The organism is Protofrankia symbiont of Coriaria myrtifolia, from assembly GCF_900634755.1.
Taxonomy (GTDB): Bacteria; Actinomycetota; Actinomycetes; order Frankiales; family Frankiaceae; genus Protofrankia; species Protofrankia coriariae.
The window spans coordinates 1-11,068 of sequence record NZ_CAAAFS010000216.1; the positions used below are offsets into that span (position 1 = coordinate 1).

The following is an 11,068-nucleotide window of genomic DNA, read 5'->3' on the forward strand; positions in this document are numbered from 1 at the left end:
CCGCGCCCCGACCCCCCGCGCCGCGGCGGCTTCCCGGCGGCGGCCCGGGCGTGGGAGTGGTCGCCGGAGGGCTTCGGGACGCCGGCGTCGCCGCGGGCGAGCATGGCGTCGACCCCGTAGCCCTGGACGCACTCGGGATCCGGGCCGTCCAGCGGCAGGCCGGTGAAGAACTTCGCGGCCATGCAGCCGCCCCGGCAGGAGTCGAAGTGCGCGCAGGACGCGCACGCGCCCCCGCTCTGCGGCGCCCGCAGCTCGGTGAACAGCTCCGAGGAGCGCCAGACCCGCTCGAAGCCACCGGGCTCGCGGACGTTGCCGGCGAGGAAGGAGTCGTGGATGGCGAACGGGCAGGCGTAGACGTCCCCGACCGGGTCGATCAGGCAGACCACCCGGCCGGCGCCGCACAGGTTCAGCCCGGGCAGCGCCTGGCCGTAGGCGGACAGGTGGAAGAAGGAGTCCCCGGTGAGCACCTGCTCGCCGTGGGCCACCAGCCAGTTGTAGAGCTCGCGCTGCTGGGCGGCGGTGGGGTGCAGCTCGTCCCAGACGTCGGCGCCGCGGCCGGACGGGCGCAGCCGGGTCAGCCGCAGCTGGGCGCCGTACCGGTCGGCGAGGGCCTTGAACGCGTCGAGCTGGCCGGCGTTGTGCCGGGTGACGACGACGGAGAGCTTGAAGCCCGAGAACCCGGCGTCGGCGAGGTGCTCCATGGCGCGCACGGCGGTGGCGTGGGAGCCCGTGCCGCGGACCGCGTCGTTGATCTCGGCGGTGGCGCCGTCCAGGGAGATCTGCACGTCGATGTAGTCGCTGCCGGCGAGCCGGGCGGCGACGTCCCTGGTGATGCGCACCCCGTTGGTGGAGAACTTCACCCCGACGTGGTGGGCGACGGCGTAGTCGACGATCTCCCAGAAGTCCGGGCGGACGGTCGGTTCCCCACCGCCGATGTTGACGTAGAAGACCTGCATGCGCTCGAGCTCGTCGATGACCGCCCGGCACTCCGCGGTGCTCAGCTCGCGCGGGTCGCGCCGCCCCGAGCTGGACAGGCAGTGCACGCAGGCCAGGTTGCAGGCGTAGGTGAGCTCCCAGGTCAGGCAGATCGGGGCGGCCAGGCCGTGCTGGAAGTGGTCGACCAGGCGGGCCGGTGCCGCGGCGACACTCACGGCAGGCTCCTTTCGACGATCATGGACGTTGCCGCCAACGTGGCAAGGGCACGGTGGTAGCGCGGCAGGTCGGCCTCGGTGAGGCCGATCGCGGTGGCGGCGTCCCGCGCGCGGGGGTGCTCCGGCAGTGCCTGGACCAGGCGCAGCAGCGTCGGGTCCTTCAGGAAGGACAGCCGGCGCGTCCCGAAGTGGTAGACCAGCGCTCCGAAGGGCTCTGGCCGCACCGAGACCTGGGGATGCAGCTGCCAGGGGGCGTCGAGGGCGAAGTCGGGGACGGCCCGCGCCGCCGCGGTGGGCTCGCTCGTCCGGGCCGCGCGGGCCGGTGCCGCGTCAGCCACTGTCTGCTCTGGCCGTCCGGGCGCGGCGGACGGGGTGCACGATGGCTGACGCGGCGCTGGGAGCGGCACTAGTAGACCCCGCACATCCCGTCGATGGAGACGTCCTCGACGAGGAACTCCTCCTGGATGACGTCGACATCGCCGTCGACGACCTGTGCCGCGCCAGCGGTGTCCTCGTCGAGGATGGTCAGCGTTTCGCCTGCGTGGTTGCCCATGGCCGCTCCCTTGTCGCTTCCCTGTGTCGGTCGGGTGGTTTCGTGTGCGAATGCACAGTAGTGGCACTCAGTGCCGAGTCACAGTAGTGGCACTTGGTGCCGAAAGAAAGCCCCTGCACCGTTTCCGCCCAGATCTCCGGCCGAATCCTCCGTCCAGATCGTCCGTCTGGCCAGGTCTTCCGTCCGTCTTCCGCCTGGATGCCCTGGCCGGCGAGCGGCCGGGCGCGGCGGCTCCCGCGCGGCGTGGATCGCGACGGATCTTCGGGACAGTCGCCGACTGGTGCCGGTCGGTGTCGATTGGTGTCGATTGGTGTCGATCAGAATCGATTGATATCGATTACCATCGATTGGTATCGTCGGCGGGCGAAGCGACACTGCCCATGATCCGGGAGCTCACGCCCCGGCGATGTCGCGGGAGGGCGGCACAGCGATGGCGCGACCGAAGGTTCCGCTGATCTCCAGACAACGGGCACTGGAGGTCGCGCTGGAGATCATAGACACGGAGGGTATCGACTCACTGAGCATCCGGCGGCTCGCCGAACGGCTCAGGGTCAACGGCGCCTCCCTGTACCACCACTTCCAGAACAAGGACGAGATCGTCGTCGGCGCGGCAAAACTGGCGCTCGAAGGTGTCCGCACCCCGCAGGCCCACGACGAGCCCTGGCGGGTGTGGATCCTGCGCAGTGCCCGCCGGCTGCGGCAGGCACTGCGCGAACATCCCGACCTCGTGCCCGTGATGCTGCGCCGCCGGCCGCTGAGCATCGGCTTCATGCAGTTGGAGGCCACCGCCGCGCTGCTGGCAGAGGAAGGTGTGCCGGTCGGGGCGATCGCGCCGATGCTGGAGGCGCTCGAGCTTGCCGCGATCGGCAGCGCCCTGCACGAGGCGCGCGGCGGCGACCGCGCCGGGGTGGATCACGACGCCGAGCGGACGCCGTATCTCAACCAGGCGTTCGAACAGCGTTCCCTGTCCGCCGACGAGATCTTCGACAGGCTGTGCGGACAGCTCGTCGACACGGTCGTGGCCACGGCTGCCGAGCGGGCGGCGGGGATGCCCGCCACGCGGGCGCTTCCCCCTCCCCAGCGACGGGCCCGGTCGTCCCAGAGCTCCTCGGCGAAGGCCACCGTCTGACCCTCCGGCAGGGTGATCGGCAGGATTCGGCCCGTGGCACGATCCGGCCCGCGTGGTGAACGTACGTTCGCTGCGCCGGGCCGCCGCGGACCCGGCGCCACACCGGCTGTGACGGGATGTGCCATTGGATGAGCGGACGTTCCCTACCTGGTTAGGCTGAGGCCGCACGAGCCAGGATGACGGCTGCTCACCCGATCTAGGCCGGAGGCGGTATGACGGACAGCGGGACGGCCAACGAGACGGCCAACGGCGCGACCGGGCCGCTGCGCGGGCTGCGCGTCGTCGAACTCGCCGGCATCGGCCCCGGGCCCTTCGCCGCGATGCTGCTCGCCGACCTGGGCGCGGACGTGATCCGGGTGGACCGCCCGGGTGAGGCGAACGACATCGTGCCGCCCGCGGTGGACGTGCTGCGGCGCGGCCGTCGTTCGGTCGCCATCGACCTGCGCTCCCCCGACGGCGTACGGGCGGTGCTGGACCTGGCCGAGCGGGCGGACGTGCTGATCGAGGGCTACCGGCCGGGGGTCGCCGAACGCCTCGGGGTCGGCCCGCAGGACTGCTGGGCCCGCAATCCCCGTCTCGTCTACGGCCGGATGACCGGCTGGGGCCAGGACGGCCCGCTGGCCCCCACCGCCGGGCACGATATCGGCTACATCGCGATCACCAGAGCGCTGCACGCGCTGGGCCGCCAGGGCGAGGAGCCCGCCGTGCCGGTCAACTTCCTCGGCGACTTCGGGGGCGGCTCCCTGTACCTGGTCGTCGGCGTGCTCGCCGCGGTCTTCGAGGCGGCCCGGTCCGGCCGCGGCCAGGTGGTCGACGCCGCCATCGTCGACGGCGCGGCGTCGCTGACCGCCATGGTGTACGGCCTGCTCGCCGCCGGGCAGTGGCGCGACGAGCGGGGCGTCAACCTGCTCGACACCGGGCGTCCCTGGTACGACGTCTACCGGACCGCCGACGACAACTGGGTCGCCGTCGGGCCGCTGGAGCCGAAGTTCTACGCGCAGTTCATGACGCTGCTCGGTCTGGAGCCCGACGAGGCGGAGCGTGCCGACCCCGCCGCCTGGCCCGCGCTGCGGGAGCGGATCGCCGCGGCGTTCGCCCGGCGCACCCGGGACGAGTGGGCGAAGGTCTTCGAGGGCACCGACGCCTGCGTCGCCCCCGTGCTGAACCTGACAGAGGCCGCGGGCCACCCGCACCTGGCGGCCCGCGGCACGTTCATCGAGGTGGACGGGGTGCGCCAGCCCGCTCCCGCGCCCCGTTTCAGCCGGACGCCTCCCGGCCGGCCGGAGCCTCCGGCGCGGCCCGGCGCGCACACCCGACAGGCGCTGACCGACTGGGGTGTGCGCGACGTGGACGCGCTGCTCGCCTCCGGCGCGGCGGTCCAGGCCTGACCCGACGGTCCGGGGAGGAAGCCGGGGCGGCCGGCCAGCGACAGCTCGTAACTGTTGCTACCTCAGGCGACAGGTTTGCCACAGTACGGGATGGGCTGCAGCGGTACGAACTGGCTGCCATCGTCGCTGACCTGGACGAACGCGTAGCAGTCGCTGAGCTGTCCGATGTTGGTGGCGAAGTCGACCGGCTTCAGCAGCAGACCGCCACCGTCGTAGCTGCGGACCTTGCGCAGGCTGTCGATGAACCCCTGGCGGGTCGGGCAGGGCCCGGCCTCCTGCAGCCCACGGATGAACATGTCGGCGGACAGCCACCCGAAGACGGTGCCCTCCTGCGCCGGGGTCTGGTTCTCCGTCGCATAGGCGGTCATCGCGTTGAGCAGCCGGGTGTGGGCCGGTGTGTTCGCCTCGAACGGAACAAAGTTGATGTACACGACGAGCCCGGCCAGCGCCGGGCCCAGCTGCAGCAGCAACGCCGGGTCATAGCCGGTCGGGGCGATCACGGCCTTGAGATCGACGTTGGCGGCACGAACCGCCGGGATCAACTTCGCCAGCACGTCCGGGAAGATGACACCGGCGATCGTGTCGATGCGCGCCGCCTTCATCTGCCGGGCCAGCGCGTCGAAACTGGTCGTACCGGCGGTCACCTCGTACTCCATGTCAACGGAGATGCCGGAGGCCCGCAGACTGTCGACGATCTCCTCGCGGTATTTCCGGCTTGCGTCGCTCAACGCCATGTTCACCATGGCGGCACGAGCGCCACCCCGGCTGCGGACGAAATCCCCCCAGACCGTGGACGCGCCCTTCTCGGACGAATAATAATGCCATGAGAACATGTTCTGGTGCTCTGACCAGGCAGCCTCGCCGGCGAACCCGGTGACCGGGATCCCCTTCTCGTCGAGATACTGCGCGGAACCACTCCCCGCCTGCAGCCCCTCCATGACGCCGAAAACCTCTTCGTTCTCGACGAGCTGACGGGCCCCGATCAGGTTCACCGAGGGATCCGTGGCGTCGTCCCGCCAGGCATAGGTGAGCTTCCGGCCGTTGACGCCGCCTTCGGCGTTGGCCAGCTCGAAACGGGCCTGGACGCCGGAGCGGAACCCGTGCACGGGGGAGGCTCCGGGCCCGGAATCGCTGTACAACAGGCCGGCTTTTACCTCGGCGCTGGTCACTCCCGGTGCCGTACAGCTCTCCGCCTGCACGGATCGGCTGGTATCCCCGCTGCCGCATCCGACTACCAGACCGCCCAGGCCGCTCGACGCGACGACCAGAGCGGTGAAACGTAAGTGCCAACGTCTGCTGACCAATGACATGTTGACCCGTCTCTTGTCCCAAGTGTGAGATGGAGCACAGGCCAGTGTAGGAGTATGCGGTGCGCAGTCGGACGGCCACCAGACTTTGGCCTTCCGTTGATGTGAAGAGTCACCGAGCGACGACCAGAAGCGGTGTACGGCAGGGATTACGAACCTCCTGCCGCCCCCCGTTGTGGCGCGGTCGCACAGAGCTGGCCAGAGCCGGCCAGAACCGGTCTGACGCCGCGTGAGAGGCGGGCCGTGACCGTACCTGTACCTGCCAGGCGAGCGGGCTTACGCGGCCCGCGGCGGGTGCCGGTGGCGGCCGGACGGTGGTTCCGTCCGGCCGCCACCGGCACGACGCCGCAGGTCCGGCCCGGCCTGTTCACGCGGGATCGGCCGTTCCCGCGCGACCAGCCAGTTGCGGTCAGTAACCGCCCGCTCAGGGGAGCAGGCGGCCGCAGCGCGGGGTGGGTGCCAGCGGCAGGAACCGGCTGCCGTCGTAGCTGACCTGGACGAAGGCGTAGCAGTCACCCAGCCGTCCGGAGTTGGTGGCGAAGTCGACCTTCTGCAGCAGCAGACCGCCGCCGTCATAGTCGTGAACCTTGCGCAGGCCGTCGATGAACGACTGGCGGGTCGGGCAGGGCCCGGCCTCCTGCAGACCACGGATGAACATGTCGGCGGACAACCATCCGAAGACGGTGCTCTCCTGCGCCGGAACCTGGTTCTCCGGGGCGTAGGTGGTCATCGCGTCGAACAGCCGCTTGTGCGCCTCGGTGTTCAGCTCGAACGGGACGAAGTCGGTGTAGATGATGACCCCGGGCAGCGCCGGGCCGGCCTGTTGCAGCAGCGTCGGGTCGTAGCCGACCGGGATGAGCACGGTCTTGAGGTTGACCCCGGCGGCCCACACCGCCGGGAGAAGCTTGATCAGCACGTCCGGGAAGATGACCCCGGCGATGGTGTCGACCTGCGCCGCCTTCATCTGCCGGGCCAGCGCGTCGAAGCTGGTCGTGTTGGCCGTCACCTCGAAGGTCATGTCGGTGTTGACACCGGCGGCGTTCAGGCTCTGGGCGAGCTGCCGGTGGAACTTCTTGGTGGCCTCGCTCAACGCCATGTCCACCATGACGGCACGGGTGCCGCCCCGGCTGCGGACGAAGTCTCCCCAGACGGTGGACGAACCCTGTTCGGTGGTGTAGTAGTGCCAGGAGAACATGTTCTTGTACTGCGCCCAGACGGTCTCGCCGGCGGATCCGACAACCGGGATCCCCCGCTCGCTCAGATAGGGCGCGGAACCGGCCGCCACGTGCGGTCCCTGAATGATTCCGAAGACCCCTTCGTCCTCGACGAGGTCGCGGGAACCGACCAGGTTCAACGCGGGGTCGGTGGCGTCGTCCCGCCAGGAGTAGATAATCTTCCGGCCGTTGACACCGCCCTCGGCATTGGCCACCCCGAGACGGGCGTTGATACCGGACCGGAACCCGACCAGCGGGGACGCCCCCGGCCCAGACATACTGAACACCAGACCGGCTTTGACCTCGGTATCGGTTACTCCCGGCGTCCTACAGGATGATCGGGCGGACTGCCTGACACCATCGCTGTCACCGCATCCGAGCACCAGCCCACCCAGAGCGCCCAATGTGAGAACCAGGGTGATGAAATGTAAGCGTCGGCGTCTTCTGATCACTGTCATGTTGACCCGCCTCTCCGTGCGCACGAGATGAAACAGGGCCATTCTAGGAGTGCACGGTAGGTAGTCATCCGTCCCCCGGTATTCCAATGTCGATTGGAATACCGGGACGCGACACCCGGCCGACGGGAGAACAACCGCGAACCGGGTTCGGGAAAATCCGTCCCGGTTGTCACCGCACGACCGGCCGGACGCGCGGTCACGGTTTTCTCCTGGCCGCCAACTCCCGGCCCGCGGCCTCCCGACAGCCTGCCCGAAAGCCGGCAGCCGGGAGAAGAAACCACCCGGACACAGACGGGACACCCGTCCCAGGGCCTGTCTCGGCGGTGGCAAGGAAGACCGCTGGCCACCTCCTCGCCCGGGCCGCCGGCGCTGTGCTCGCCCCGGCTGGGAAGGGCTTCTGGCACCGTGTGCCTGACGGCCTCTGGCACCGTGTGCCTGACGAAGCCGTCAGCCCTGCCCGGCCTGGCCGTGGCCCCGCTCACCCGCTGCCGTCGACGGCGGTGGAAAGCCGTCTCGGACCCCCGTCGCAGGCCGGGGCCGCCGCGGGGCCCGTCGACATCAAAAGATCGTCCCCTGCCGCGGATCCCCGCCGGACGGCCAGCCCCGCCAACTGGCCGATCCGGCGGGCCTACAGCCGTCCCGGGCCGCCGAAGCGTGTTCCGGCGTTCCGTTTCGGTAGAAACAACCGACAGAAAGACCATGCGGTATCGACGGCGATGCGAAACCGGTGTCGTCACGCGACAGACGTCATCGCGAAACCAGCGTCGTCGCGCGGCGGACCTTGTCGCGCCGCCGTCGGCCGTCGGAGCTAGCCCTTCAGGGCCTGCACCAGCTGCGTGGTCTGGGTTTCGGTCAGACATTTCGTCGCACCCTTGTTGAGGCTAACTACCTTGTCACCCTGAATAGCTGCCTGGAAATAGCAGGTGGGGAAGGCCGGCTGACCCTCCGTGAAGGTCGTCGGTGGAATGATGCCACCCAGCGTCTCGTCCTTCAGCGCGTACAGCCCCTTCTTGACGTCGGCCGATGTCGAGTCGGGCCCGAGGTTACCCGCTTTGGCCGCCGCTTCGAACAGTTTGCCGCTGGCCCACGGGTAGATCGTGTCATAGGTGAACTGCCGGCTCTTGCGCAGGTCCGGGTAGTACGTGTCCAGCGCGTCGAGGAACTCCTTCACCGCCGGCACGGACTCGTCGGTGTAGAGGACGGTCGGAGACGACAGGAGAGCCCCGTCGAAACCGTTGTGCCCCAGCCAGGACGGCCCGAGGGTCGGGGTCTGGCTGATCACGGTCGGGGTGAATCCCTGCTGGGCGCACGAGTCCGTGACCCGCGGCACGACCTCGGAGTTGTGCGCCACGAACAGCGCGTCCACGCCCTCGTCCTTCAGCGCCAGGCATGGCGCGGTGTAGTCGGGCGCGGTCGCCGAGATCTTCCCGGTGGCGATCCCGACGTCACCGACGATGGCGGAAGCCGCCTTGCCCAGGCCCTCGAGCTGGGCGCAGACGGGTGTCTCGGAGCAGTACAACAGGCCGACTTTCTTCTTGCCGGCCGCCTTCGCCGCCTCCCAGATACCCACCGTGGTCACCGGGACCGGTGCGCCCGTTATGAAGAAGTCCGGATGGGTCAGGAAGGGCGACTCGACGGAGAGCCCGCCGACGACCGGAATATCCTTCTCGGTCACGTAGTCGGCCCAGGTCGCGTCGACCAGGCTGCTGTCGCCGACGATGGCCACGACCTTGTCCTGCTCGACCAGCTTCCTGACGGCCCGCAACGACCTCGCCGGGTCACCTCCGTCGTCCTCGACGATCACTTTCACCGGATAGCCGTTGGCGCCGCCCCGCGCGTTGACAGATTTGGCCCAGGTGTCGAAAACGTCCTTGAGCCGGCCGAGGGTGGCCGACTGCGCACCTGAACAACTGCAGATCGCGCCGAGGACGACTGGCTTGCCCGACAGCGCCTCCGCGTCCGTCCCCGAATTGGAATCCGAGGAGCTACAGGCAGCTACCGCCACCAACACGGCGGTCAGTAAGGCCCACAACGCGGCGCCGCGTCTTTTCCCGTTCATCCTTCTCCTTCTGGTGTTCCGGTCGTCATACCGGCGGACCATCGCGAAAAAAGCATCACTGTCCGGTGCCGGCCGGATCGGCTCCGTGCGCCGATACCGCGGCAGTGCCCGGGTCGTGGCCCGCCGACAGGTATCCACGTACGAGCTCGTCCCCGTCCAGTTCGGACGGCGCCCCGGTGAAGCCGACGCGGCCGCGGCCCAGCAGACAGACCACGTCGGCCATCTCCAGAGCGCGGCTGACGTACTGCTCGACGAGCAGCAGCGACACGCCGCTGGCGGCGAGCCCCCGCAGCGACTCGAAGATCTGGTCGATGACGCGCGGGGCGAGCCCCATGGAGACCTCGTCGAGCAGCACCACGGCGGGGTCCGACAGGTAGCAGCGCGCCAGCGCGAGCATCTGCTGCTGGCCGCCGGACATCGTGCCCGCCACCTGGCGCAGTCGGTCACGCAGCACCGGGAAGGCGTCCAACGCCGCATCCACAGCGCTGTTCCCGCGGCCACTGTTCTCCCGGTCACTGTCGTTCCCGCGGCCGCTGTCCCTACCGCGGCCACCGCTCCCGCGGATGCCGCCACCGCGGCCGCGGCCGCCATGCCCGCGCCAGGACGGCAGCTGGAGCTGGAGGTTCTCCCGGACGGTCAGGCTCGGGAAGATCCCGCGGCCCTCCGGGACCAGACACAGCCCGGCCCGGGCCCGCTGATGCGGGCTGCTCCTGGTCACATCACGGCCTGTGACTGTGACCGTCCCGGCGGATGGCCGCAGCAGGCCGGCGGCCGCCCGCAACAGCGTCGTCTTGCCGGCGCCGTTGGGCCCGAGCAGGGCGACGACGGATCCCGCCGGCACCGTCAGGGTGACCTCGCGCAGTACAGTCGAACGCCCATAACCCGCTGTCACCGAACGTAGCTGGAGTGCGTCGGCCCGCTCGGTCACGGCCAGCCCGGCGTTCATACGGCCACCTCCTCGTCCGCCGCCTCGTCCGCTGTCCTGTCCGCCGCCGCGCTGCCCACGGCCGTGCTGCCCGCGGCGGTCTCGACCAGCGCGTCACCGAGGTAGGCCGCCCGCACGATCGGCGACTCGACGGCCTCGCGCGCGCTCCCGGTGAAGACCAGCCGGCCGAAATCGAGGACGTAGACCGCCTCGCAGACGTCGAGCACGAGCGACATGTCGTGCTCGACGAGCAGGATGCCGACCCCGCGCTCGTCGACGACGCGCCGCAGGATCGCGCCGAAACGCCGCGTCTCCGCCCGGTCGAGGCCGGCGGAGGGCTCGTCGAGCAGCAGGATCCGGAAGGGCCCGGCCAGGCAGCGGGCCAGCTCCACCAGCCGCCGCTGGCCGGTCGAGAGGTTTGCCGCGGGCACGCCAGCAAGATCGCCCAGGTCGCAGAGCTCAAGCGCGCGGTCGGTGGCGACGCGCACCGCCAACCGGTCCGCCGGCCGCCCGGCCAGGTGCGACAGCGGGTTGCCGCCGGCGAGCGTCCCCTCCGCGCCGACCGCGACGTTGTCCCGGACGCTGAGGGTGTCGAACAGCTCCATCCGCTGGAAGGTGCGCCCCAGGCCGCGTCGGGCCCGCGCCGCCGGGCCGGCGCGCGAGACGTCACGGTCGTCGAGCAGGACGCTCCCCCGGCTCGGGCGCACCAGGCCGGAGCAGGCGTTGAAGGTCGTGGTCTTGCCGGCGCCGTTCGGGCCGATCAGCCCGGTGACCCGTCCGGTCGGCGCGACCAGGTTGAGCTCGTCCACCGCGACCAGGCCGCCGTACCGTACCCGCAGGCCGCGCACGGTGAGCGCGCCCGGCCGCACCCGGCTGGCGCCGGC

10 protein-coding genes are annotated in these 11,068 nt (G+C 70.2%); 2 read left to right on the forward strand and 8 right to left on the reverse strand.

All coding sequences use genetic code 11. The annotated features are described in order from the left end of the window. The 3 genes from mftC to mftA all read right to left on the reverse strand — a co-directional run. Positions 1–1,151 (reverse strand): mycofactocin radical SAM maturase (mftC, locus tag CM1CMNOD_RS12205; protein ID WP_131773994.1); only part of this gene is annotated, 1,151 nt, incomplete at its 3' end. After that, entirely contained in the window at positions 1,148–1,489 is a 342-nt protein-coding gene (gene mftB / locus CM1CMNOD_RS12210) for a mycofactocin biosynthesis chaperone MftB (RefSeq protein ID WP_013873929.1), read from the reverse strand. The genes mftB and mftC, both read right to left, overlap by 4 nt. 68 nt (positions 1,490–1,557) lie before the next feature. Further along, a complete protein-coding gene (mftA, locus tag CM1CMNOD_RS12215; protein WP_013873930.1) occupies positions 1,558–1,704 on the reverse strand; it encodes a mycofactocin precursor MftA in 147 nt (48 codons plus the stop codon). 430 nt (positions 1,705–2,134) lie between these two features. On the opposite strand from mftA, the gene CM1CMNOD_RS12220 reads away from it, so the two are divergent. Both CM1CMNOD_RS12220 and CM1CMNOD_RS12225 read left to right on the forward strand, forming a co-directional pair. Beyond that, entirely contained in the window at positions 2,135–2,833 is a 699-nt protein-coding gene (locus CM1CMNOD_RS12220) for a TetR/AcrR family transcriptional regulator (protein ID WP_013873931.1), read from the forward strand. Between the two features lie 212 nt (positions 2,834–3,045). After that, positions 3,046–4,221 carry a CaiB/BaiF CoA transferase family protein gene (locus tag CM1CMNOD_RS12225; RefSeq protein ID WP_013873932.1) on the forward strand — a complete coding sequence of 392 codons (1,176 nt, stop codon included), beginning with the start codon at positions 3,046–3,048 and terminating at the stop codon, positions 4,219–4,221. A gap of 62 nt (positions 4,222–4,283) precedes the next feature. Here CM1CMNOD_RS12225 and CM1CMNOD_RS12230 read toward each other — a convergent pair whose 3' ends face one another. The 5 genes from CM1CMNOD_RS12230 to CM1CMNOD_RS12250 form a co-directional block, all read right to left on the reverse strand. After that, positions 4,284–5,390: an ABC transporter substrate-binding protein gene (locus CM1CMNOD_RS12230; protein WP_241245637.1), complete on the reverse strand. Its 1,107-nt coding sequence runs from the start codon at positions 5,388–5,390 to the stop codon at positions 4,284–4,286. 562 nt (positions 5,391–5,952) lie between these two features. Next, complete coding sequence (locus CM1CMNOD_RS12235; protein WP_347176484.1) at positions 5,953–7,242, reverse strand: ABC transporter substrate-binding protein; 1,290 nt, start codon at positions 7,240–7,242, stop codon at positions 5,953–5,955. 766 nt (positions 7,243–8,008) lie between these two features. Continuing rightward, on the reverse strand, positions 8,009–9,259 hold the full coding sequence (locus CM1CMNOD_RS12240) for an ABC transporter substrate-binding protein (RefSeq protein WP_013873936.1): 1,251 nt from the start codon (positions 9,257–9,259) through the stop codon (positions 8,009–8,011). 55 nt (positions 9,260–9,314) lie between these two features. After that, positions 9,315–10,205 carry an ABC transporter ATP-binding protein gene (locus CM1CMNOD_RS12245; RefSeq protein WP_013873937.1) on the reverse strand — a complete coding sequence of 297 codons (891 nt, stop codon included), beginning with the start codon at positions 10,203–10,205 and terminating at the stop codon, positions 9,315–9,317. Continuing rightward, positions 10,202–11,068, reverse strand: an 867-nt coding sequence (locus CM1CMNOD_RS12250) for an ABC transporter ATP-binding protein (protein WP_131773995.1), incomplete at its 5' end; no start/stop codon positions are given. The genes CM1CMNOD_RS12245 and CM1CMNOD_RS12250, both read right to left, overlap by 4 nt.